Origin of the sequence: Alistipes sp. DJF_B185, assembly GCF_964250025.1 — a bacterium.
GTDB lineage: Bacteria > Bacteroidota > Bacteroidia > Bacteroidales > Rikenellaceae > Alistipes > Alistipes finegoldii.
In genome coordinates this window covers 237,561-261,363 of record NZ_CAXUDY010000004.1, presented here as the reverse complement: position 1 = coordinate 261,363, position 23,803 = coordinate 237,561, and the positions used below count along the sequence as shown (strand labels likewise).

Annotated in this window: 17 protein-coding genes; 6 read left to right on the top strand and 11 right to left on the bottom strand. The window is 60.1% G+C overall.

The features are described from left to right. Positions 1 to 8 precede the first annotated feature (8 nt). The 11 genes from ACESTR_RS07610 to ACESTR_RS07560 form a co-directional block, all read right to left on the bottom strand. Entirely contained in the window at positions 9 to 3,008 is a 3,000-nt protein-coding gene (locus tag ACESTR_RS07610; protein ID WP_237958743.1) for a SusC/RagA family TonB-linked outer membrane protein, read from the bottom strand. Positions 3,009 to 3,626: 618 nt separating this feature from the next. Then, the gene (locus tag ACESTR_RS07605) at positions 3,627 to 6,833 is read right to left on the bottom strand and encodes an alpha-mannosidase (RefSeq protein WP_373179054.1); all 3,207 of its coding nucleotides are present in this window, start codon (positions 6,831 to 6,833) and stop codon (positions 3,627 to 3,629) included. A 187-nt stretch (positions 6,834 to 7,020) separates the two neighbouring features. Then, complete coding sequence (locus ACESTR_RS07600) at positions 7,021 to 7,476, bottom strand: ATPase (RefSeq protein ID WP_009597832.1); 456 nt, start codon at positions 7,474 to 7,476, stop codon at positions 7,021 to 7,023. A 21-nt stretch (positions 7,477 to 7,497) separates the two neighbouring features. Further along, complete coding sequence (locus ACESTR_RS07595) at positions 7,498 to 9,333, bottom strand: V-type ATP synthase subunit I (RefSeq protein ID WP_227042527.1); 1,836 nt, start codon at positions 9,331 to 9,333, stop codon at positions 7,498 to 7,500. Positions 9,334 to 9,341: 8 nt separating this feature from the next. Next, the gene (locus tag ACESTR_RS07590) at positions 9,342 to 9,950 is read right to left on the bottom strand and encodes a V-type ATP synthase subunit D (protein ID WP_009597838.1); all 609 of its coding nucleotides are present in this window, start codon (positions 9,948 to 9,950) and stop codon (positions 9,342 to 9,344) included. A 6-nt stretch (positions 9,951 to 9,956) separates the two neighbouring features. Then, on the bottom strand, positions 9,957 to 11,279 hold the full coding sequence (locus ACESTR_RS07585) for a V-type ATP synthase subunit B (protein WP_009597891.1): 1,323 nt from the start codon (positions 11,277 to 11,279) through the stop codon (positions 9,957 to 9,959). Positions 11,280 to 11,289: 10 nt separating this feature from the next. Then, positions 11,290 to 13,044 (bottom strand): V-type ATP synthase subunit A, encoded by a 1,755-nt coding sequence (locus ACESTR_RS07580; protein WP_009597778.1) that lies wholly within the window; start codon positions 13,042 to 13,044, stop codon positions 11,290 to 11,292. A 138-nt stretch (positions 13,045 to 13,182) separates the two neighbouring features. Further along, complete coding sequence (locus tag ACESTR_RS07575; protein ID WP_009597818.1) at positions 13,183 to 14,016, bottom strand: DUF2764 family protein; 834 nt, start codon at positions 14,014 to 14,016, stop codon at positions 13,183 to 13,185. Positions 14,017 to 14,021: 5 nt separating this feature from the next. Continuing rightward, entirely contained in the window at positions 14,022 to 14,636 is a 615-nt protein-coding gene (locus tag ACESTR_RS07570) for a hypothetical protein (RefSeq protein WP_014774602.1), read from the bottom strand. 355 nt (positions 14,637 to 14,991) lie between these two features. Beyond that, positions 14,992 to 16,197, bottom strand: coding sequence for an ROK family transcriptional regulator (locus ACESTR_RS07565; RefSeq protein WP_009597783.1), 1,206 nt, complete (start codon positions 16,195 to 16,197; stop codon positions 14,992 to 14,994). Between the two features lie 468 nt (positions 16,198 to 16,665). Continuing rightward, positions 16,666 to 18,099, bottom strand: coding sequence for a DUF4301 family protein (locus tag ACESTR_RS07560; protein ID WP_276720665.1), 1,434 nt, complete (start codon positions 18,097 to 18,099; stop codon positions 16,666 to 16,668). A gap of 269 nt (positions 18,100 to 18,368) precedes the next feature. Here ACESTR_RS07560 and murB point away from each other — a divergent pair, with 269 nt between their 5' ends. The 6 genes from murB (at position 18,369) to coaD (ending at position 23,796) form a co-directional block, all read left to right on the top strand. Beyond that, the gene (gene murB / locus ACESTR_RS07555) at positions 18,369 to 19,382 is read left to right on the top strand and encodes a UDP-N-acetylmuramate dehydrogenase (RefSeq protein ID WP_302576244.1); all 1,014 of its coding nucleotides are present in this window, start codon (positions 18,369 to 18,371) and stop codon (positions 19,380 to 19,382) included. A gap of 4 nt (positions 19,383 to 19,386) precedes the next feature. Continuing rightward, positions 19,387 to 20,730: a tRNA lysidine(34) synthetase TilS gene (gene tilS / locus ACESTR_RS07550; protein ID WP_302576243.1), complete on the top strand. Its 1,344-nt coding sequence runs from the start codon at positions 19,387 to 19,389 to the stop codon at positions 20,728 to 20,730. A 93-nt stretch (positions 20,731 to 20,823) separates the two neighbouring features. Continuing rightward, positions 20,824 to 21,894: a DNA polymerase III subunit delta gene (holA, locus tag ACESTR_RS07545; RefSeq protein ID WP_227042528.1), complete on the top strand. Its 1,071-nt coding sequence runs from the start codon at positions 20,824 to 20,826 to the stop codon at positions 21,892 to 21,894. Next, a complete protein-coding gene (locus tag ACESTR_RS07540; protein ID WP_227042529.1) occupies positions 21,894 to 22,622 on the top strand; it encodes an aminotransferase class IV in 729 nt (242 codons plus the stop codon). The genes holA and ACESTR_RS07540 overlap by 1 nt, the downstream gene beginning before the upstream one ends. Before the next feature lie 51 nt (positions 22,623 to 22,673). Further along, positions 22,674 to 23,267, top strand: a complete 594-nt coding sequence (locus ACESTR_RS07535; RefSeq protein ID WP_302576241.1) for a DUF6549 family protein — start codon at positions 22,674 to 22,676, stop codon at positions 23,265 to 23,267. Positions 23,268 to 23,325: 58 nt separating this feature from the next. Beyond that, on the top strand, positions 23,326 to 23,796 hold the full coding sequence (coaD, locus tag ACESTR_RS07530) for a pantetheine-phosphate adenylyltransferase (protein WP_014774606.1): 471 nt from the start codon (positions 23,326 to 23,328) through the stop codon (positions 23,794 to 23,796). Positions 23,797 to 23,803 lie beyond the last annotated feature (7 nt).

The following is a 23,803-nucleotide window of genomic DNA, read 5'->3' as shown; positions in this document are numbered from 1 at the left end:
GCCTTTATTTAAAATGTGATGTTCAGACCGGCGCCGAAGTAACGCAGGTTCGGGTAGTTGCGGCCTGAGTTGGCACCGCCCGAATTCATGTTCGAGCCGAACTCCGAAGATTCGGGGTCGATGAACGAACAGTTGCTGAACGTAAGCAGGTTCTGGGCGTTGAAGTAGATCTTAAAGCGCTTGACGCCGAATTTCATCGAAATCCGTTCGGGAAGCGTATAACCCAGCTGGATGTTCTTCAGGCGCAGGTAGCTGCCGTCGAACATGTAGAGGTCCGAACCCATGCGGTAGTTGTTCTGGTTCGAGGGGTCCGAAATATCGGTCAGACGCGGCCAGCGGGCGTCGGTGTTGGTCGGGGTCCAGAAGTCGAGCTGGTGTTCGTACATCGTGTAACCGTAGTTGGAGTGGAACGGCTCGATCAGCTCGCCGCGGACCATCATGTCGCGCTTGAGAACGCCCTGCAGGAAGATCGAGAGGTCGATGCCTTTCCATGCGACGTTGTAGGTGAAGCCCAGCGTGTAGCGCGGGAAGGCGTTGCCCAGATAGTAGCGGTCGTTCTCGTCGATGGTGCCGTCGCCGTTGCGGTCCTTGAATTTCACGTCGCCCGGCTTGACGCTCTTGCCCGTCGGCACGGCCGAATGGGCGATTTCGTCATAGCTCTGGAAGAAGCCGTCGGTCTTGTAACCGTAGTAGGAGTTGAACGGCAGCCCCTCGCGGGTGATGCGCCAGAACTCCTCCTGTCCGGAAATATCCTCGAAGCCCTCGTATTTGAGCACCTTGTTCCACGAGTCGCCGATGTTGAACTGGAAGAAGTGCGACCAGTCGCGTTTCTTGAGCGCATAGCTGAGCGTCAGCTCCCAGCCCTGCGTGCGCATCTCGCCGGCGTTGTAGTTCTGCAGCTCGGTGCCCAGAATCAGCGGGGTCTGGGGCTTGACCAGAATGTCGGTCGTATGTTTGTTGAAGTAGTCGAAGCCGAGGTTGAGCTTGCCCCGGAAGAACGAGGCGTCGAAACCGACGTTGAAGGTCTTGGACACCTCCCACTGCAGGTTGTCGGTACCGAGCTGGAAGCCGGCGCCGCCGACGCCCACGTTATTGAAGGCATAGGTGTTCGAATAGACGTTGTAGGTGGTGAAGTACTGGTAGTCGCCCACCGACTGGTTGCCCAGCGTACCGTAGGAACCGCGGATCTTCAGGTCGCCGACGTTGTCGCGGTAGCTCTCCATGAAAGCCTCCTGCGAGAGACGCCAACCCAGCGACACGGAGGGGAAGAAGCCCCAGCGCAGGTCGGAACGGAATTTCGAGGAGCCGTCGTAACGGAACGAGAATTCGGCGTAGTAACGGTTGTCGTAGTCATAGGCTGCGCGGCCGAAAACGGAGGTGAGGCTGGTGCGGGTCGTGTTTTCGGGCGTCACCGAAGACCGGCCGTCGCCCGAAATGACAGCCTCGGTGCCGTCGCCGTTGATACCCAGATCGGGGTCGGCCCATTTGAAGGAGATCTGGTTCGCTTCGGAGGTGTAGGACTCGTTCGAGGCGCCTAACAGGGCGGCCACATGGTGCTTGCCGAACGTACGGTCGAAGTCGAGCATCAGCTGAGAATTGATCAGGTAGGCGCGTTTGTTCCAGTCCTCCGACTTGTTGTCGTTGTTGGCCGAACGGCCTTCGCCGACCGGATTGCCCGCAGCGTCGGTATTGTAGAACATCACTTCGTGCGTCCGCGTATAGCGGTGGTCGGCGAAGATATCGGCACCCAGCACGCCGCGCAGTTTCAGCCCGTCGATGATCTTCACCTCAGCCGACAGGTTGGCGTTCACATAGTCGTTGCGGTACTTGTTGTAACCGCCCTCTTCGAGCAGGCCCAGCGAGTTGCGGTCGGTCAGTTTGTCGTTGAGCAGGTATTTGCCCGTCACGGGATCGTACTGACGGTAATAGTAATAGGTGGGAATACGCATCGCGTTGGCGATGGTCGAACCGTCGGTCGTCGTCTTGCTGTTCTCGTGCGAATAGGAGAGCAGGGCCGTTACCTTCACGCGCTTGTATTCGGTGGTGATGTTCGTACGGAAATTGTAACGCTGGCGGCCGTAATCGGGACCTTCGAAGTTGCTCTCCTGATCGTAATAGCCTGCCGAAATCATATAGGTCGTATTGGCGCCGCCGCCCGATACGCTGACGTTGTAGTTCTGCTGCATGGCCGTCCGCAGAATCTCGTCCATGTAGAACGTGCCGTTGCCGTGCGCCTTGAGGTCGCGGATCTGTTCGGCGGTAAAGGCGGGAGCCAGCCCCGAATTGGCTTTGGAAATGTTGAGCAGCGTGGCGTTCTGCCAGCCTTGAACGGGCGTGTAGAGCACTTCGGGCTGCTGCCAGCCGACCATAGCCGTGAGTTCGACGGTCGGAGCCTGATTCAGCTTGCCCTTCTTGGTGGTGACCAGCAGGACGCCGTTGGCGGCGCGCGAACCGTAAATGGCGGCCGTACCGGCATCCTTCAGCACCGAGACGTTCTCGATGTCCGAGGGATTGAGCTTGTTGAAGCTGGCGTTGTCCGACACCAGACCGTCGATGACGATCAGCGGTTCGTTGTTGTTCATCGTACCGATACCGCGGATGTTGATGTTGAGCTGGTTGTCGGCCGGGTCGCTGCTTCGCTGCTGGATGACGAGGCTGGGCGAAGTGCCCTGCAGCGCCTGCGTCAGGTTGGCGACGGAACGTTCGGTGATGGCTTCGGACTTGATCTGGTCCACGGCGCCCACCGCACGGCGGCGGGTGGTGGTGCCGTAGCCGATGACGATCACTTCGTCCATCAGCTGCGCGTCTTCCTTCAGCGTCACGTTCAGCAGCGTGCGGTTGGCCACCGGAAGCGTCTGCGTCTCGTAGCCGATGAACGAGAAGTCGAGTTCGGCATCGGCGGCGCACTGGATCTGGTATTCACCGTCGATACTGGTCGAGGTTCCGACCGAAGTACCCTTGACAATGACGGTAACGCCGAGCAGCGGCGCTCCTGCGGCGTCCTTCACAACGCCCTTGACGGTGACCTTGGATGTCTGGGTCAGGGGGCTGGCATTAACGGTTGCGGCTGCAAACCCAAGGGGGGGGGGTAATCAGCAGCACCAAAACCGTCAGCATGATTTTGTGCCCAAAATTGGTCATAGATATTGTTTTTTGGTTTAGTTAAAATATACTCCCCGCACCCGGTGACGCGGATGCGGTTCATGGATTCAGAAAACGGGAAAATAACAGGATAAATTACGGGATTCCGCAAAAAAATCGACGGAAAGGATCAGACAGGAGTTTTTTTCCATAGGCTAATCTGGTTTTAAGTTTTAGGTTAAACGGTTGGTTTTTCGTGAAAACAAAGTTGAGAAATAAGATGCGGACCGAAAAATATACGGACGGCAAATTTCTCCGCCGTACATGATCCGGTACTATTTTGTCACAAAATTGTATTTTCCGATCCGGGACACAAACGTACTCCCGGCACCGTCCCGCACCCCCGATCGGCGGTTTTCACGCCGTTTTATGACAATTCGGGCACAAAACCATACAAACCGCGTCACAACGCCGTCCTGACACAAAAACTCCGGCCCGGCTTTACAGCCGGGCCGGAGCGCCTAATTATACCACTTAAAAACTTGTTACTTCACATCCGGACGGATGAAAGTGCCGCTCACCGGAAGCACGTCGTCGATGCCGTTGTCCGAAACCGTCATGGCGAATACCGCCACGTTCTTGTTTTCGGGCAGCGTCACCGTCCGCGCACCTTCGGGAATATCGAGAGAAACCATATACATGTAGGAGAAGTCGTAAGGCAGGTTGCCCACGTCGCCCTGATGGCGGTGCGTGCCGATATGCGCGATCGTCGCATCCTTGAGGAACGCTTCGCTGTGTCCGCGCCAGCCCCACTGTCCGTAGAAGCCTTTCCAAAGCGGCACATAGACGGCCTGCTCGGAGTCGCCCACCTTGAAGAGGGCCTCGCACTCCTTGTCCGAAGCGGCCACCAGCATGTAGAGTTTCTTGTAACCGCCTTCGGGCAGTTCGATCTCCTGACTGCGGCACGTCACGGCGTCCTTGACATTCTCCTCGCCCATCACGAACCGGACGCCGTTGCAGGTCAGCTCGGCAGGAATCAGCTCGGCGGCGAAGCTGCCGCGCTGGTTGTCGAAACGGTAGTAGGTATAGAACTCGTCGGTCGTGAAGGCCACCGTGTTGTAAGGCAGCGTCACAGGCGCGCTCTTCACCTCGAACGCGGACTTCTGCGCAGGAGCGGCCAGCCGCACGCGGTAGGTTTTGGGAGCGAATTTGCCGGCCGAAACGATCAGCGAACGGCCCTCGGTCTCGGCTGCACCGATCTTCTCCTCGATGCCGTTACACTCCTCGGCCGAGAGAATCTGAGCCGGGAAGGTGATGCGGGCGTTCTCGACGGGCTTGCCGGTCAGCTCGTAGCAGCGCACGATATATCCGTCGCCGTCCTCGGCCTTCTTCAGCGCACGCACGCCGATCTGCGGAGTCGAGGACTCCAGCATCGAGAAGGTGCGGCCCAGCGATCCCGCATGTTTGGGAGCCACGTAAGCCACGAGCGGCAGGTTGAGCTGCTCCGATGCGGCCACAACACCGCTGCGGTCGGTTCCCTTATGTCCTACGATCGAATAGGTGAAGTGATTGACGCCCAGATCGAGATCGCGCTGGTGCGGGTAACGTTTTTCGGTCGAGGGAGTGTGGATCAGCGTCAGACGGATCGTATTGTCGGCGGGCTTGTCCCAGCCGTATTTGCAGTCGTTGAGCACCGAGATGCCGTACGAACCGTCGGCGTCGGTCAGGTCGGCCCACTTCAGAGCGGGCACTTCGTATGCCGTGGCCGTGTTGTTGCCGCGCTCGATAAAACCGATGCCGAGGTCGTAAGCGGCTTTCGCGTTGCTCACCGACATCGGGAACTCGGCTTTGAGCAGCGTATTGCGGCTGTTCCAGTCCACCGTCGTACGGATGTCGATGCGATCGTCCTGCGCACCGTCGGTCAGCGTAATGTACTGCGTGAACTTCGAATCGCCGTACGTGCGCTCCACCTTGAGCGAAGCGCGCACGGGCCCCTCTTCGCCGACGGATACCGAAACGTTGTCGGTAACGGCGCGCGGGGTCTTGTCCACGACCTCCTTCAGCACCTCCCATGCGGGCCATTCGTTCGACGGATTGCCTTCGAAAATCGCCAGACGGAAGGCCTTGCCCTGCTCGACCAGTTCACGGCCGTAACGCTTGTCCACGAGCGACGCGATGTCGCCGTTCCTGTCGAGCGTCACCTTGTAAACGGCGTTCTCGATCGTATTGCCGTTCACTTTCAGCGCCGACGATCTGGCGGGCGATGCCGGACGGACGTCGTAGACGGCATACCCCACCGACTTCACGTCGGCGGCGAATGCGATCACGGCCTTGTCGCCCTCGCGGCTGAGAATCTGCGCGGCCACGCGGCGGCCGTCGGGACCGTATACGGCCACGCCCTTGGCTTTGGCGGCGAGCGGAATCTCGGCCTCGACAACGGCTTTGACGGGATAGGTCACGGCGTTGTAGACCACCACGGGCGTACCCTTGACGCGCGTATCGAGCGAATAGCTCAGCGCGCCGACCGCCGAATTCATCACGTCGCCGCCCTGCCGCAGGGCGATCAGCTCGTCGTTCCACGACCACGTATAGGCCTCAGGGATACTCGTACCCGTCAGGTCGTCATGGAACTGGTGCCAGATGAAACGCTGCCAGATCTCGGTGAGTTTCCGCTGGTCGTAAGCCAGCGCACCGAGCCAGTCGGCGGCGACCGAAGCACGCTCGGCGGCGCCGGTCAGCTCCTCGTTGCGGCGGTTGTAGTATTTCATGGCGGTCTGCGAAGTATAGCAGCCCGTAGCGTGCACGTCCATCAGCAATTCGCCGTCGAAAGAGGGCAGCTCGGCTTTGCGGCCGAGGTAGGCCTTGAACAGGTCGTCGCTCGTGGCGCTGATGATCTCGATCGGGGCGTTCGGGTCGTTGATCGCCTTGGTCAGACGGCGGCAAGTGGTCACCGTACCGCTGTTGCCCTTGTCGCCGACCCCTTCGCCGCCGCCGGCATAGTAGCGGAAGCAGGTGTTGTCATAACCGTGGGCGGCGCGCTCCATCAGGCGTTCATTATACTGCACATTCTCAGGAAGTTCCGAGTTATAGCCGCCCGTATCGAAGGCTGCGATCACCGAACTGCCGTCGATGCCGTACCACACGCCCCACGAGAAGGGATTCTTCTTGTGGTAGGGAGCGTCGTAAAAGTCGTGGTTGCGCCAGCTGAGCTTCTGCGTGGACATGCCGATCAGGCCGCTGTGGGCCGCGATCGTCGGCAGCGTATAGCCGAAGCCGAAGCAGTCGGGCAGGAAAATATCGGTCGAACGCACGCCGAACTCCTTTTTATAGAATTCCTGTCCGAGCAGGATGTTGCGGAAGAACGACTCGGCCGAAGGCATGTTGGGGTCATTGGCGTCCCACGACGCGCCGGCGATATGCCACTGGCCCGAAGCGATGTATGTCTTCATCCGCTCGTAATGCATGGGATAGTACTCCTTCATCCACGAATAGACGACGCCGCCTTCGAAGCTGAAGCGGTAGTCGGGGAAGCGTTCCATGAGGTAGAGGTTCTGGAACAGCGTGCGGGGGATGTACTCGCGGATGGTCGTCTGCACGTCCCAGTTCCACTGGGTGTCGAGATGGGCGTCGCTGACCATGTAGGCCTTGTAGGTCTTGGGCGCCACGGACTTGCCGTCGGTCTGCTGCGCCGAAGCGCCGCCTGCGGCAAAGCACAACGCGGCCAAGGCCAGCATAAATCGGTTCGGTTTCATATCTGTCAGGGTTTAAAAGATTTTGAGTTTTCACAAAATTACGTAAAACAGCCGAGAGTACAAGTACTATTTTATGCAATAAATGTATTATTTTACGATCGGGAACCGCTTCGGGCAGCATTTTCAAAAAAAACGGGGCGGAACATCGCACCCGACGTTCCGCCCGTGAGAAATTCCGCGCGGCAGATCAGATAGCGCCCGCGATGAGGAACACGGCGGCTACCGTAAGAATGGCGTACAACTCAGGGAAGGCGGCCAGAATAAGCGTCTTACCCATCACGTCGTGGCCGTTGCCGATAGCGGCGATACCGTTGGCGCAGACCTTCGACTGGAAGTACGACGAAGCGAGGCAGACAAGACCCGTCAGCAGACCGGCGCCGAAGATGGCGGCACCCTGCAGCAGCGTCATCGAATCGGTCAGGAAGCCCTTGATGATGAAGTAGCCCACGAAACCGTAGAGACCCTGCGAACCGGGAATGGCCGAGAGGATCATGTAGCTACCGAAAGCGCCGCCGTTTTTCTTCATGGCGCCCACCGACGCCATACCGGCGATCGAAGTACCGATACAGCTCGCTACGCCCGAAAGGCCCACCATCAGCGCTACGCCGAGATAGCCCAAAATAATTGCAGTTGTTGATTCCATAATTGTAATTTGTTTTAGTTGTTATTTGTTTTCCGAATTTTCGATTTTGCGCAGGGGATCGAACGAACGCATCGACATCTCGAAACCTGCATTTTTATAGAATTCGACGAACGTCAGACGCATCGGGTGCACGAACGACGAAATGGTGGACATGAAGAGGTTGATGCCGTGGCCGACGAGCAGAATCGGAATCATGATCAGCAGCCGCACGACGATGCCCGAACCTTCGGGCACGAAGCCGTCGGCCAGCGCATTGAACACCGTGGCGAGGATGCCGCCAGAGAGTCCGATGGCGAACAGACGGATGTACGACAGCACGTCGGAGAGGATGCCCGTCAGATTATTATAGGTATCCCACAATCCCAGACCGAAGTTCAGCAGCGGATTCTTGCCCGGCGAATTGAAGAACAGCATCAGCACCGCACCCACGCCGAGCGTCGCATAGAACGCGGGCGACGAGGTGGTGTAGAACGGAATCACCCATTCGGGATTGAGCAGCGGCAGACCGCCGGCGATGCTTCCGCCGAGGATCACCAGCAGCCAGCCCAGCGTACCGAGCGAATAGCGGAATCCGACGGTAGCCGAGATCATGACGACCTTCAGCATCATGCCGAAAACGATCTGCACCACGCCGATCGCCAAGGCGATCGAGAAGAAGCTGCCTTGGAAGTCGAAGAACGGGACCGAAGGGAAATACTCCTTGAGATTCATGCCGAACACCGAACCGCAGGCCAGTCCCACGACGACCGTCGTCAAGCCGCACAACGTGGCGAACCACGCGGCCTGACGCATCATGCCGGGTTGCCGGTTCTTGGCCAGCATCCACGTCCCCAGCAGGGCCAGAATGGCGCCGTAACCGGCGTCGTTCAGGCAGATGCCGAAGAAAAGCATGTAGAACGGCGCGAAGAAAGGCGTCAGGTCCATCGTGCCGTACTTCGGGCGGGCGTACATGTCGCCCACCAGCTCGAAAATGCGGGCGAACCAGTTATTTTTCAGTTTCACGGGTGTATCGTCCTCAGGAGTCGGATCGCCCTTGAGGTACACGACGTTGGGATACTGCTCCAGAAGGGCATCGACCTTGTCCGAAGTCTCCTTCTCGGCCCAACCCTCCATGACGACCAGCGTTCCGTCGGCCGCCTGCTGCGCCGTGGCCTTCACACGCACGCCCTGCAGCTGTTCCTTCAGCGAGGCGGCATGCGCCGCGAGCAGCTTCTCCGAAGCCGCGACGCGCGAGAATTCGGCGTCGAGGGCGCTCAGCTCCTTCCGGGCTTCGGCGATACGACGTTCCGCTTCGCGAATGTCCATCGACGGGGTTTTCATCTCCTGCGCGTCGAGCGTCACCTCCTCGCCGGGAGCCGCCACGACGACGAAATAGACCGTCGATTCGGTGCGGTTGATCGGCGCGATGGTATAGCGTTCCGCCCATTGGGCCTCGAACTTGTCGTAATTGCTCTTCGGCGTGAAGAAATATCGCAGCACGATACCCTGCTCGGCGAGCAAGCGAGTTCTCTCAGGCGAGAATTCTCCCCACGGACGCAGTTCGTCGGCCGTTTTTTCGAGACGGCCGATCTCGGCGTGGAGCGCCGTTGCCTGCTGATGCGCCGCGGCATAGTGTTCGTAGGCCTCGGCGCCGGTTGCAAACGGCTTCGCACCGGCCTTGCAGCGCCCCTCTTCCGCGCGGAAGTTGCGCAGGAATTCGAACGCCTTGGCATGTCCTTCGATGTCGAGCAGCAGCTGGCGGTCCTCCTCGGAGGGTTCCCAGCCCGTGGTGGTGATGTCCACCAAGCCGAGTTCGCGCAGCTTTTCGATAAAATCCTCGCTTTGCGCCGCATAGAGCACAAAGTCGTATTTCGCCATTTTCGCTATCATAACGTCGCGCCCTCCCCGGCCTGCTGCTGTTTGGTTTTCACGATCTTCTGGGCCGACTTGGAGAGGTTCTCCTCGTCCTCCATGAAGCGTTTGATCTTACGTATGGCGTCCTCGTATCCGGGTATCTGCACCTTTTCATACAAGTTCACCTTCTGAGTGGTTTTACGGCGTGCATAGTCCAGCAGCTCCATCTTGCGGTTGTAGACCTCGAACTCGATACCCAGCTGCGCCATGCGCTTCAGAATATCGACTCCGTCGGCGAACCAGACGGGCGACGAGAAAAGATCGTAGGGTTTCACCTCGAATTTCACGTCCTGCAGGACCGGCGTACGCACACCTGCGATTTTCTGTACCGAAAGTTCCACATCGGCGATACGCAGGAGGTCACAATCAAACTCTCCCCATAGCGACACCATGTAGTCGTACTCGGCCTTGAGCCGGTCGAGCCGACGGCGGTAATCGCCTGCGGAGTCCTTCGCCTTCTTCACCTCGGAGCGCAGGGCCGACTCCTTACTTTTGATCGTAGGGAGCGCCTTCTGCCGCATTTTCAGCTGCTTGCCGAGGTCGCCGAGCGAGGTCTTGTTATATTGAAATTTGATTGCCATCGTACGTTACGCTTCTTTCCAGTACTTTTTGATGAGTTCCTCCTTGATAGCGACCTCCTCCTTGGAGAAATACTTCGCAAAGAGTCCCCACGCCGTGTCGAGCATCTCGGTGATGCCGATATTGACGTCGATCGAGAGCAGTTTCTCCGAGTAGTCGAACGCGAATTTCAGCGTACGTTCGTCGTAATCCGAGAGGTCGAAACCGTTTTCGAGCTTGGTCTTGGCGTTGGCGGCATCGGCATACAGACGCACGCAGGCGTTCATCACCTGCGGATGGTCCTCGCGGGTCTTCTTGCCGATAACCAGCTGCTTGAGACGCGACAGCGAACGGAACGGGTCCACGATGACCTTGCCCGTATCGGAGTCGTTGCGCAGGAACAGCTGACCCTCGGTGATGTAACCCGTATTGTCGGGAATGGCGTGCGTGATGTCGCCGCCCGAAAGGGTCGTCACGGCGATGATGGTGATCGAACCGCCGTTGGGCAGCTGCACGGCCTTCTCGTAGATCTTCGCCAAGTCCGAATAAAGCGAACCGGGCATCGAGTCCTTCGACGGAATCTGGTCCATGCGGTTCGACACGATAGCCAGCGCATCGGCGTAGAGCGTCATGTCGGTCAGCAGCACCAGCACCTTCTCGCCCTTGTCCACGGCGAAGTATTCGGCGGCGGTCAGCGCCATGTCGGGAACGAGCAGACGCTCCACGGGCGGGTTCTCGGTCGTATTGACGAACGACACGATGCGGTCCAGCGCACCGGCGTTCTCGAAGACGGACTTGAAGTAGAGAAAGTCGTCGTTGGTGAGTCCCATGCCGCCCAGAATGATCTTGTCGGCCTTGGCGCGCAAAGCCACGTTGGCCATCACGGCGTTATAGGGCTGGTCGGGGTCGGCGAAGAAGGGAATCTTCTGCCCCGTAACGATCGTATTGTTGAGGTCGATGCCGGCGATACCCGTGGCGATCAGCTCCGAAGGCTGGATACGCTTGAAGGGGTTCACCGTCGGGCCGCCGATCTCGCGCGGCTCGCCCTCGACGATCTCACCGCCTTCGAGCGGCTCGCCGTAGGCGTTGAAGAAGCGGCCCGCGAGGTTGTCCGACACGCGCAGTTTCGGGGGTTCGCCGTGGAAGACGACCTCCGAATCGGTGGCGATGCCCTCGGTTCCGGAGAACACCTGCAACGTCACGTTCTCGCCCATAATTTTCACCACCTGCGCCAGCTTGCCGCCCACGGTAGCCAGTTCGTCGTTGCCGACGCCCAGCGCCCGGAGCGTCACGGTCGCCTTGGTGATGTTGTCAATCTTGGTATATATCTTCTGAAAAGCTCGTGTTGTCATGGTCTAAAGCTTATTTGATTTTTTCACTCACATACTCCTCGATCTGCTTGCGGTAGCCTTCGAACTTCTCCGACTGCCACTCCGAGTAGTTCATCTGACGGAAGAGGTTGATAAGGCCCTTGAAGAACTGCGAGCACTCCTCGAAATCGGCGAAAGCGAAATCCTTCCGGCAGATGTCGAGCACCATTTTATACATCATCTTCTGACGTTCGAGCGGACAGTTGGCGTCGATGTCGTCGAAAGCGTCCTGCTGCAGGATCACGAAGTCGAGCAGCTCCGATTTCCAGAAACGTTCGTGATACTCGACCGGAACGCCGTCGTCGCCGAGAATGTTGATCTGGTCGTTGGCCTCCTTGCCGCGCTGCACGAGGGTCTTGCCGGCATAGACGAGGTCCACCCAGTCCTTTTCGATATGCTCGTCGAGGTATTCGCGGATTTCGGGATATTCGAGGTATTTCGAATAGGATTCGAGCGGGTCGATGGCCGGGTAACGCTTCGAGTCGGCGCGGCCCTGCGAAAGCGCATAGAAGCAGCGCGCGGCCTTCTTGGTCGATTCGGTCACCGGCTCCTTGAGGTTACCGCCCGCAGGCGACACCGTACCGAGGAAGGTCACGGAACCCGTCTGGCCGTTGTTCAGTTTGACCAGACCGGCGCGCGAATAGAAGTTGGAGATGATCGCCGAAAGGTCCATCGGGAAGGCGTCCTGACCGGGCAGCTCCTCCAGACGGTTCGACATCTCGCGCAGCGCCTGCGCCCAGCGCGAAGTCGAGTCGGCCATCACCAGCACCTTGAGTCCCATCGAGCGGTAGTATTCGCCGATGGCCATGCCGGTATAGACCGACGCCTCGCGCGCCGCAACGGGCATGTTCGACGTATTGCAGATGATGATCGTACGCTCCATGAGCTTGCGGCCCGTATGGGGATCGACCAGTTCGGGGAACTCCTTGAAGATTTCGACCACCTCGTTGGCACGCTCGCCGCAGGCCACCATGATGATGATGTCGGCGTCGGCCTGCTTGGAAATGGCGTGCTGGAGCACGGTCTTGCCGGCGCCGAAAGGTCCGGGGATGAAGCCCGTACCGCCTTCGGCCATCGGATTGAAGGTGTCGATGGCGCGAACGCCCGTCTCCATCATGCGCGACGGACGCGGCTTCTCGACGTAGCAGCGCACGGCCTGCTTCACGGGCCATTTCTGAACCATCGTGACCGCATGTTCGCGGCCCTCCTCGTCGGTCAGGACGGCGATCGTGTCCGTCACCTTGTATTTCCCGGCCGCCGCCACGCTCTTGACCGTATAGTTGCCGGCCATGGTAAAGGGCACCATGATCTTATGGCTCACCCACTGCTCCTTGACTTCGCCCAGCCACGACGCGGCGGTCACCTTGTCGCCCGCCTTGGCCAGCGGAGCGAATTCCCACTCGGCGTCGAAGTCGATCGGATCGGTGATCGAACCGCGCTCGATGAACAGCCCGTCCATCTTTTCGAGGTCGTTCTGCAGACCGTCGTAGTTGCGCGACAAAAGTCCCGGCGCGAGCGTCACTTCGAGCATATGTCCCTCGAACTCGACCTTGTCGCCGATCTTGAGTCCGCGGGTGCTGTCAAAAACTTGGACATAGGCGCTGTCGCCTACGACCTTGATGACCTCGGCCATCATCTTGGTATCTCCCGCATAGACATAGCAGATCTCGTTCTGGCCTACTGCTCCGTCGGCCTTGACGATGACGATGTTGGAGATGATACCATTTACACGTCCTGTAGTTTTCATGAATATTCGTTTAGTTTCTTATTTTCATTTTTCCGGTCGCGGACCGCATTTCCGCACTTCCCGGCCGCTCCGCATCCCTCCTGCCGGAGAGACCGGTCCCGGTCCGGCGGCGCGCCGCCCGCATGTGCCGCGCGGCGGCTATATCCTGTTCACCAGCTCCCTGCCGTCCAGCTCGGCCATCAGGCGGTCGAACATTTCACGACCGCGCACGGCGTCCAGTTGCGTCCAGCGGGCCACGATATTGACGCGCGCCAGATAGGACAGAATGGTATTGATGTCGAAATAGTCGAACGTCGCCAGCTCGGTGGCCTCGTTCCAGCGGATCAGGTCGATCTTGTGCTCCTTCTCGACCAGATTCGCCTCGTCGTTCACGGCGGCGATCACGGCGTCGATGTAGGGCAGTTCGCCCCGCAGACCGAAATCGGCGGCCGAACTGCGCTCCAGCTGTTCGACCACGTCGCCCCCGCCTACGGTCACCTCCTCGACCGGACGGCCCGCGGCACGGGCCGTCACGGCGGCCGTCACGTTGCGCAGGGTGCGGTCGAACTCCGACCACTCGCGCAGGAAGCGGCTCTTGGCACGGCTGCAGGTGGCGTAATAGGCGTCGAACAGCGCGGTTTCGAAACGCTGCGCCGTATCGACCTCCTCGGCGTCCTCCCCTTCGGGATCGGCATAGGCGCGCAGCACGCGGCCCACGGCGGAGGGCAGGCGCTTGGGAGCCTTCACCTCCTCTTCCAGCTCCTCGCGCGTGAAGTTGCCCAGCGGATTGTGCGCCGAGCGCCCCGCGCGCAGCGAAGCGATATTCTCACAATCGTAGTAGCCGTACAGCAGACGCACCTGAGCCGCATCCGAAGCCGAAACGCCGTCGAGAATCTCCCCGACGATGGCTTTGGCGTCGAAACCCTTGGTGTCGGCGTCGAGGGAGTACTCCTTCAGTCCGGCTACCAGACAATAATATTCCGTTGCGAACATACGCGTTATGCCTTAAAAAGCATGTCCGAAACCTTCTCGCGCAGGTATTCGCCCAGCAGGGCGTCGAAATCGGCGTCGGAGAACGAGATGTAGTAACCGCCCTCCTTGGCGCCGACCTTGAAGCCCGTCTTCACCTCCTTGGAATAACCCACTTCGATACCGGCGGAGAGCAGCTCCTGAGCGCTCTTGCCGAACGCCTCGTCGAGCTTGGCGCGGTCGGCTTCGGGCAGCAGCGCCTTCAGCTCCACCTTACCGGCGTCGGCGCCGTTCCAGTTCTTGGCCACGGACAACAGCATCTCCTTGATGAAGGCGGGATCCATGACGGCCTCCCTGACGCCTGCGGCCGTGCTCTTGGCAACGATCATCGCGGCGATCTCCGATTTGATCTTCGCGGCGGCCTGCTTGCCGGCGAGCGAGATTTCGGTCATCGTGTTCTTCTCGACGTCCTCGGCCTTGTCCTGCGCCTTCCTGACGATATCCTCGGCCTGAGCACGGGCTTCGGCGACGATCTTAGCCGCCTCTTTCTTAGCCTCGGCGACCAGACGGTCGGCTTCGGCGCGTCCTTTCTCCAGCCCCTCGTCGTAGAGCTTCTGAGTCAACTGTTGAAGTTTGTTTTCCATAGCGTTATTTAGTTTTAATTATTGTTTTTCATTTTAGCGATACAAATATATAAAAGTTTATAATACAAACAGCGGCGCACCGCGACAATTTGTCCTTTTTTGACAAGAATAGAGAACAAAAGGAAGAAACACGCACCGCAGAACCCCTTGGAATTCAAGCTCCGAACCCCCTCTCCGCGCAATTCGCATACCGAAATCGCACCCTTCCGGAAGGGGCTGCTTCCGGCCTGCCCCCGTCTCTTCCGCCGCGGAACGCCGCAGAGCGCACTGCCCGGCGACGCACCGCTGCGGATAACGCCGCACGCCCCCGGAAACAGCGGGTTTCCGGGGGCGTGCACGAGAGCGAACAGAGGCGTCAGAACAGGCCGAGCGACTTGCTTCGGGCCAGCAGGCAGGCACCCATCACGCCGGCGCGTTCTCCGAGCGACGAAAGCTTGATCTGCGTATCCTTGTTGACCAGCATCAGCGAGTATTTGTTGATGGCGTTGCGCACGGGCAGCATCAGGTACTCCTTGGCCACCGAAAGCGTACCGCCGATAACGATCACCTCCGGATTGAACATGTTGATAAGCCCCGCGATGGCCTTGCCGAGCGTGTGCCCCACCGACTCCAGAATCTCGATGGCCAGCACATCCTCCTTCAGCAGCGCGGCCAGAATATCGTTCAGCGTGATCTCCTCGCCTTTTTTGTATTTCTCGGAAAGCATCGACACGCGTCCCTCCTTGAGTTTCTCCAGAAAAATCCGGTGCATGGCCGAACCGGAAGCCCCCGTCTCAAGACAGCCGCGTTTGCCGCAGCGGCAGATGATCTCGTTGTCGAGCAGCGGGAAATGGCCGAATTCGCCCGAAAAGCCCGACTTGCCGTAAAATATCTTGCCGTCGATGATCATCCCCAGCCCCAGTCCCCAGCTGGCGTTGATGTAGAGCATCGTCTTCTCGGAGTGGGCGTCGCCGTACATATATTCGCCGTAAGTGGCGGCACGGGTGTCGTTCTCGATGTAGACCGTCGTGCCGAGACGCTCTTCGAGCAGCATCGTCAGCGGCTGTTCCTCGACGAAGAAATAGCTGTAACTGTATCCGGTCTGCGAATTGACGCGGCCCGAAATATTCACCCCGACGGCCAGCACCTTGTCGCGGGCGATCTTGCGCGCACGGATGAAATTCTGAATCACGTCGCAAAGACGGTCCAGCGAACGGGGATCGTTGTCCATCAGAAAATCGACCGTCGTTTCATCGATCAGCTGTCCCTTGAAATTGATGACGGCCATCATGACCGAATCCTTGCGCAGATCGACGCCGACGAAATACCCGGCATAGGGATTCAGGCCGTAGATATTCGGCCGTCGTCCGCCGGCCGTCCCCTGCTCGCCGAAGTTGTGGACGAAACCTTCGTCGATCAGCTCCCCGATCAGTTTGGTTACGGTCGGCACGCTCAGATTCACGGCCTTGCTCAGATCCGTAATGCTCGAATCCCCGCAGAAGATATACTGGCAAATGATCTGCTGTTTGAGAATCGCGTTTTTATTGCCTTCCGTCGCCTGTTTTAAAAACGAACTGGTCATACCGTATCTTTTTGTGTGATTTCAATATTAATTGTGTAAAGGTAGCAATAAATCACGACCCGGCAAACCCGATACAAAAGAAAATAGCTTCGCACGCAGGTCATAACCCATTTTTTCAAAAGCCGCCCGCGACACGCACTCCAAGCACCGACCAAAAAGACAATAAAATACGACAAAAAGACAATTCCGCCCGATTCATAATAACAAATCTTACGATAACGCCGATTCGCAAACAATTCGTTTACAAACGACTTCCGTCCGAGAAGCGTCTCCCCCACCGCCGCATGCGGCCCGCGGCAGAACGCCGCGGGAAAACCGGGAAACCGGGAAAAACACCGAACACCCCGGAAAAAGCCGAGCACCCTTAACATCCCAAAAAAGCAACACACGCCTAACAATCCCGAAAAAGCCCGACAAAAAACCGGATGCCGCATGATGCGGCATCCGGCCTTGTCACACACCCCAAGATTACTGATGCTGGGGACGCAGCAGGTCCTGCACCACTTTGACGGGCGAGAAGGTCGTAATGGGCACGTCCACGAAGACCGTATTCCACTTGGCCATGGCACCGTTCCACAGGCCGGGAAGTTCCTGCGCGCGCAGATCGCGGCCGCCGCTCGACTTCGACGAAATGAAGCCCGTCGAAGGATCGGTGTACCTGCGCAGGTCGAAGCGGACGCCTTTCGAATTCTTCATGCCGCAGACCAGATCGACGGGATTGAAGTGCGTGGCCGACCGCATCAGCGGCAGGTCGTCGGGGCCGATCTGGCTCGATTCGGCGATCTGGAGCGACTGCGTGCCGTCGGGGTTTCCGACCCAGAAAGGACCGCCGCCCGGTTCGCCCTCGTTGCGGACCATGCCGCAGACACGGATCGGACGGTCGAGCACGGCGCGGAGCATGGCCGAATCGTAACTGCCGGGCAACTTCACGCAGAGCCGCTTCTCGATGAATTCGACGATCGGCTCCAGCTCGGCGCCGCCGACTTCGAGCGCCTTGAGGTATTCGAACGCACGCTCCTGAAGGTCGAGCAGGATGCCTGCCAGCACCTTCTTGTAACGGATCGTATCGCCGCGCTGCGCATCGGTGGTGACGTTGTCGATGTTCTTGATGAACACCACGTCGGCGTCGATCTCGTTCAGGTTTTCGATCAGCGCGCCGTGGCCCGCAGGGCGGAACAGCAGCGTACCGTCGTCCTGCCGGAAGGGCGTGTTGTCGGGATTGACGGCGATGGTGTCGGTCGAGGGTTTCTGCACCGAGAACGAGATGTCGTAACGGATGCCGAAACGCTTTTCGTAAACGGGCACCTTAGCGGCCAGCAGCTCCTGAAATCCTTCGATATGTTCAGGAGAAACCGTGAAATGAATCTTCGCCACGCCGTTCGCGGCCGCATAGACCGCCCCTTCGACCAGATGTTCCTCGACCGCCTTGCGCGCGCCTTCGGGATAGGCGTGGAAGGTGACGAGTCCTTTGGGTTTGCGGCCGTAGCCGAGTCCTTCGTTCACGATGGCGCTGACGATCGTCCGGTCGTCTGCGCCGGCCGGAAGCAGGGCCTTCAATTCGGGCCAGAAGGCGAACTTTCCGATGTTTTCGAGCAGGGTGTCGATCCCCTTGCCGCGCTTGCCGTCGTTCACGAACTCGAAAAGCTCCTTGAACATACGCGTCGCGGCGCCCGACGCGGGCACGAACTTCACAACGGACAGTCCGGCGGCGGCCCGCTCGTAACGTTCGGCGGCGGCAGCGGCCTCGGCGTCGCTCAGCGTCAGCACGCCGTCGCCGGGTGAGGCGGCGCGCACAACGTTGAGAAAAGGAAATCCGCGGCGGAAATTCTCCAGCTGCAACTCGACCGCTTCGGGGGTCAGTCCGTGTTTTTCGATCTGCTGTAAATCTTGTTGAGTAAACATAGGTATTCAGGTATTTTGTTTTTTACGGTTCGTGGAAACATCTCACCAAAATTACTAAATTATTTCTAACTTTGCGCAAGATTGCACATTTTCCGTACCCGCGACCGCACCGGACGACGCAGTACAAGGAGCCGGAGAGGGACAGACACCCCGCCCGGAGCGCCGCAAGGACCGCTCGCCGGAATCCGGGACGGGCGCACGGAGAACATTATGCGCCCGACGCCCGCCGACACAACCGGGCGAACGACAAACAAACAGAAACAGACGGCATGATCCGAGAATTCCACCAAATCGACCTGAGCGGACGCAACAGCTTCGGCGTCGGACAGCAGGCGGCGCGTCTCGCCGAATTCGAGACCGAAGAGGACCTGCGCACGATCTTCAGCGGTGGCGTGCCCGAACGCTGGGCGGTGCTGAGCGGCGGCAACAACATCCTCTTCACGCGCGACTACGACGGACTGCTGCTGACGCCCGTCGCCCGGCAGATCACGCCCCTCGGCGAAGAGGGCGACACGGTCCGCGTGCGGGCCGATGCGGGCGTCGAGTGGGACGACCTCGTGGAATGGGCCGTGGAACGCGGCCTGTGGGGAATCGAAAACCTTTCGCTCATACCCGGCAAGGCGGGCGCGGCCCCGGTGCAGAACATCGGCGCCTACGGCTGCGAAGCCAAAGACGTGATCGAGCGGGTGCACATGTTCTGCACCGACAACCGCTCGGCAATGGTCATCGACGCCGGACACTGCTGCTTCGGCTACCGCGAAAGCATCTTCAAGCACGAACTGCGGGGGCGCGTCATCATCACGGCCGTGGACATCCGGCTTTCGCACACGCCGCGGCCGCGGCTGGGCTACGGTGACGTGGAGCGTGAGGTCGAAGCCCGCGGCGGAGTCACGCTGCGCAACATCCGCGAAGCGATCTGCGCCATCCGCCGCGCCAAGCTTCCCGATCCGAAGGTGACGGGCAACGCGGGCAGCTTCTTCAAAAACCCGGTCGTGGACGAGTGCGTGGCGCGGCAGCTGCAGGCCCAGTGGCCCGACATGCCGGTTTACCCGGCGGCGGGATGCGCCGGCAGGGTGAAGCTGGCGGCCGGATGGCTCATCGACAAGGCCGGACTGAAAGGCTACAAGTGCGGAAGAGTCGGCGTCCACGAACGGCAGGCCCTCGTGCTGGTGAATCTGGGCGGCGCGACGGGCGGCGAAGTGATCGACTTCGCCCACACGGTGCAGATGCGCGTTCACGAAAAATTCGGCATAGAAATAGACACCGAGGTCAATATATTTTAATCGTATGGCACTTTTAGAGGCTTTCCGCAAATACATCGCCGACAACGATCTGGCGACGCACGACGACCGCATTCTGCTGACCGTTTCGGGCGGCGTGGACTCGATGGTCATGCTGTCGCTCTTCACGCGCAGCGGCTACCGGGTCGGCGTGGCGCACTGCAATTTCCAGTTGCGGGGTGCGGAAAGCGACGAGGACGAGGTGCTGGTGGAGGAAGAGACGCGGAAATACGGCGTCGAATTCTACAACAAACGCTTCGAAACGGCGGCCGAGATGGAGCGCACGGGCGAGTCGATGGAGATGGCCGCCCGGCGGCTGCGCTACGCATGGTTCGACGCCCTGAGCCGCGAACACGGCTACACGGTGGTAGCGATCGCCCACCATGCCGACGACTCGATCGAGACGTTCTTCATCAATCTGCTGCGCGGCACGGGCCTGCGCGGGCTGACGGGCATTTCGACGCAGGTCGGCAAGGTCGTCAGGCCGCTGATGTTCGCTTCGCGCAAGGAGATTCTGGAGTACGCCGTCGCCAACCGCATCCCCTTCCGGGAGGATTCGTCGAACCGCTCGACCAAGTACCTGCGCAACAAGATACGGCTGGGCCTGATTCCCCGCATCCGGGAGATCAACCCCAAGTTCACGAGTCTCATGCGCCGCAACATCGCACGGCTGACCGACGCCCAACTCTTCATCAACCACGGCATCGAACGCATACGCGGCGAAGCGGTGACCACCGAGAACGGACTGGACACGATACACCTCGACCGCATCGACCCGGCGTTCCCGCAGGAGTTCGTCATCTACGAGCTGCTCAACTCGGCCTACGGATTCAAGGGCGACGTCATCGACTCGCTCTGCCATTCGCTCAGGCACGGCATGACGGGCCGCCGCTTCTACTCGCGCGAGCGGGTCGCCTACGTGGACCGCGGCACGATCGTCGTGGCCCCGATCGCCCCCGGCGACGCATGTCTGGTGACCGTCGAACGGGGCGTGCCGCGCAGTTACTGCGGCAATTCGGCGCTCTATTTCGAATACTGCGACATCGACGCGATCAAGAACTTCGGCGTGCCGGAGCACATCGCGCAGGTCGATGCCGACCTGCTGAAATTCCCGCTCACGCTGCGCCGCTGGCGCGAGGGCGACTGGTTCATTCCCTTCGGCATGGCGGGCCGCAAGAAGGTGAGCGACTTCCTGATCGACGCCAAGGTCTCGATGCCCGAAAAAGAGCGGCAGTTCGTACTGCTGTCGGGCGACGAGATCGTATGGCTCGTCGGCCGCCGCATCGACGACCGCTACCGCCTGACGCCCGACACGGAAAACGTGCTGCGCATCACCAAAGAGATTGTATAACACGACCGGGAGCGGCGATTCAGCCCCTTCCGCCGCGGGGATGGCGGAAACGCCCCGCCCCGCATCCGGCTCGGCCGGACCAATGACTGAGATATGGCCAAAAGCGCACTGAAATTCAAAGATTCCGTCGCCGCATACGAAAAGCTGGCGCAGGAGATCGCCGCACGGCGGTTCGCCCCCGTGTACCTGCTCATGGGCGAGGAGAGCTACTTTATCGACGCCATCGCCGAGCGGCTCGCGACGACGGTGCTCGGCGAAGCCGAACGGGCTTTCAACCAGATCACCGTCTACGGCAAGGACTCCGAGGCGGGGCAGGTCATCAACCTCTGCCGCCAGATGCCGATGATGGGTTCGTATCAGGTCGTCATCCTCAAGGAGGCGCAGCAGCTGCGCGGACTGGACAAACTCTCGCTCTACACGCAGAAACCCTCGCCCACGACGATCCTCGTGATCTGCCACAAGGAGAAGAACGCCGACAAACGCTCGGCATTCTACAAGGGCTGCGCCGCCAACGGAGCGGTGCTCGAATCGGTGCGCCCGCGCGACTACGAAATCGCCTCGTGGCTCCAGCAGTTCATCGCCAAAAAGGGACTCGCCATCGACGCCAAGGCGCTCTCGATGCTCACCGACCACCTCGGAACCGACATTTCGAAAATCTCGAACGAGCTGGGCAAGCTGGTCGTATCGCTGCCCGAAGGGACCAAGCGCATCACCGACGCCGACATCGAGGCCAACATCGGCATCTCGAAGGATTTCAACAACTTCGAGCTATGCAAGGCCGTAGTGACCAGAGACATGGCGCGCGCGCTGATGATCGCCGAGCACTTCGCCCGCAACCCCAAGGACAACCCGCTGCTGGTCACCGTGCTGGCGCTGTTCGGCCAGTTCAAGGAGCTGTTCATCGTGAACTACCTGCGCTGGACGGCGCGCCACAAGGGCATGCCCTTTCCCTCCGATGCCGAGCTGATGCGCATCCTCAAGAAAAACAACGTCTACGTACTGGGCGAGATCAAGCAGAACGCCGCCAACTGGGACAACCGCAGGGTATTCAACATCCTCGGCCTGCTGCGCGAATACGACGCCAAGAGCAAGGGCATGAACGCCGGCGGAGCGTCGGACGGGGAGCTGCTGCGCGAACTGCTGCTCAAAATCTTCCTACTCTGATGCAAGAGGTCTACCTATACCAGACCGTTCACATCCTCGGCGGCAGGTCTCTCCACCTGACGGCGCATCTGGCCGTGCTCGACCGCTGGTCGCGCGAGCTTTTCGGCCGGCCGGCAGGCTTCCGCCAGCAGCCCCTCGCCCGGCAGATCGAAGCACTCGCGGCGCAGACGGCGCCTGCGGACTGCGACCTCTCGCAGTTCGTGCGGATCGTCGTTCCGGCATCGGGCGATCCCGCCTTCCGGCTCGAATCCGCAGGCATATCGCTCTACCGGGGATACGACCTGCGCAGTCTGATGCCCGACGCCGCGACGCTGCAATACGACATGCCGTTTCCCGAAGCTCCGACTTCGGCGCGCGAAGCCGCCGCCGGACTGGCCCGCCAGCAGGCCCGTCTGCACGGCGCATCGGTCGCCGTGCGCTGCGACGGCGACGGCATCGTCCGCACGGCCGACGACGCCCCGCTGTTCGCCGTGCGGGGCAAAACGGCGTTCGTCTCCCCGGCGGAAGCCTGCGTCGAACGGGAATTGGGCCTGCGGGCCGTCGAGGCGGCGGGACTCGAACTGGAAGAGCGCCCGGTAATGCGCGACGAGCTGCCGCGCTTCGACGAACTCTTCTACGTCGATCACCGGGGCGTCACCGCCCTCGCCCACTGCGACGGACATCCCTGCATGGCGATTCTCGCGGAACGGGTCGCCCAATCGCTCGGCGGGCTGTTTCCGAAAATGTAGAAACCGAACGGGTCCGGCCCGCGCTATCTTCGCCGGAAAACCCGTTTCACCATGAAAAAATACCTGTTTCTTTACGCCGTCGCCGTGACGGCTCTGCTGGTATGCGGCTACGGCCGCTACCGCCGCGAAAACCGCCGCCTGACCCAGAACCAACACGCCCTTGCGGCCGGCATCGAACGCTACCGCACGCGTCTGGGGCAAGAGGCGGCATCGGTGCAGGCCCTGCGTCTGCGCTGCGCCGAATTCGAAGAGCTGCGGGCCGCAGACGCCGCCGAAATCCGCCGGCTCGGAATCAAACTCCGCCGTCTGGAAGCCGCGGCCCGGACAGCCACGGCCACGAAGGTCGAGATACGGACCCCGGTGCGCGATACGGTCGTCGTGCGGCTGCGCGACACGCTCGTCGTCCGCGACACCCTGCAGCTGTTCCGCTGGCGCGACGCGTGGGTGCGTGTCGAAGGCGCCGTCACCGCCGACTCGGTCCTGTGCCGCGTGGAGAGCGCCGACACCCTGCGGCAGGTCGTACACCGCATTCCGCGGCGTTTTCTCTTCATCCGCTGGGGCACGAAAGCCCTGCGGCAGGAGATCGTCCCGTCGAATCCGCACACGCGGATCGTCTATTCGGAGTACGTAAAAATCGAACGGTAGGACAAAATATCGGGAAAAGATAACTCCCTATTCCCAAATATTATTACCTTTGTCCGATATGGAAAGGACTGCAATCTTCCCCGGATCGTTCGACCCGTTCACCCGCGGCCATGCCGCGCTGGTAGACGAAGCGCTCAATCTCTTCGACCGCGTGGTCATCGGCATCGGCAACAACACCGCGAAAACGGGGCTGCTGACCGTCGCCAACCGCAAGCGGCTGATCGACGACCTCTACGCCGGCAATCCGCGCGTCGAAGCCCATATCTACACGGGGCTTACGGGCGAGTTTGCCGAGAAGGCCGGCGCCTGCGCCATCATCCGCGGCGTGAGGAACACCACCGACTTCGAGTACGAGCGCACGATGGAGGCGACCAACCACCGCATCTACCCCGACATCACGACCGTAATGCTCTTCACCCCCTCGCCCGTGGCCGACATATCCTCGTCGACCGTGCGCGAGGTGCTTTCGTTCGGCCGTTCGGTGGAGGAGTTCATGCCCAAAGGAATCGACATAAACAAATACTTATAAACAGAAT

What these genes read in the sequence shown, in the direction of transcription:
- ACESTR_RS07605 (WP_373179054.1), bottom strand. Translation starts at nt 6,833, where the DNA reads ATGAAACCGAACCGATTTATGCTGGCCTTGGCCGCGTTGTGCTTTGCC.
- ACESTR_RS07600 (WP_009597832.1), bottom strand. Translation starts at nt 7,476, where the DNA reads ATGGAATCAACAACTGCAATTATTTTGGGCTATCTCGGCGTAGCGCTG.
- ACESTR_RS07595 (WP_227042527.1), bottom strand. Translation starts at nt 9,333, where the DNA reads ATGGCGAAATACGACTTTGTGCTCTATGCGGCGCAAAGCGAGGATTTT.
- ACESTR_RS07590 (WP_009597838.1), bottom strand. Translation starts at nt 9,950, where the DNA reads ATGGCAATCAAATTTCAATATAACAAGACCTCGCTCGGCGACCTCGGC.
- ACESTR_RS07585 (WP_009597891.1), bottom strand. Translation starts at nt 11,279, where the DNA reads ATGACAACACGAGCTTTTCAGAAGATATATACCAAGATTGACAACATC.
- ACESTR_RS07580 (WP_009597778.1), bottom strand. Translation starts at nt 13,044, where the DNA reads ATGAAAACTACAGGACGTGTAAATGGTATCATCTCCAACATCGTCATC.
- ACESTR_RS07575 (WP_009597818.1), bottom strand. Translation starts at nt 14,016, where the DNA reads ATGTTCGCAACGGAATATTATTGTCTGGTAGCCGGACTGAAGGAGTAC.
- ACESTR_RS07570 (WP_014774602.1), bottom strand. Translation starts at nt 14,636, where the DNA reads ATGGAAAACAAACTTCAACAGTTGACTCAGAAGCTCTACGACGAGGGG.
- ACESTR_RS07565 (WP_009597783.1), bottom strand. Translation starts at nt 16,197, where the DNA reads ATGACCAGTTCGTTTTTAAAACAGGCGACGGAAGGCAATAAAAACGCG.
- ACESTR_RS07560 (WP_276720665.1), bottom strand. Translation starts at nt 18,099, where the DNA reads ATGTTTACTCAACAAGATTTACAGCAGATCGAAAAACACGGACTGACC.
- murB (WP_302576244.1), top strand. Translation starts at nt 18,369, where the DNA reads ATGATCCGAGAATTCCACCAAATCGACCTGAGCGGACGCAACAGCTTC.
- tilS (WP_302576243.1), top strand. Translation starts at nt 19,387, where the DNA reads ATGGCACTTTTAGAGGCTTTCCGCAAATACATCGCCGACAACGATCTG.
- holA (WP_227042528.1), top strand. Translation starts at nt 20,824, where the DNA reads ATGGCCAAAAGCGCACTGAAATTCAAAGATTCCGTCGCCGCATACGAA.
- ACESTR_RS07540 (WP_227042529.1), top strand. Translation starts at nt 21,894, where the DNA reads ATGCAAGAGGTCTACCTATACCAGACCGTTCACATCCTCGGCGGCAGG.
- ACESTR_RS07535 (WP_302576241.1), top strand. Translation starts at nt 22,674, where the DNA reads ATGAAAAAATACCTGTTTCTTTACGCCGTCGCCGTGACGGCTCTGCTG.
- coaD (WP_014774606.1), top strand. Translation starts at nt 23,326, where the DNA reads ATGGAAAGGACTGCAATCTTCCCCGGATCGTTCGACCCGTTCACCCGC.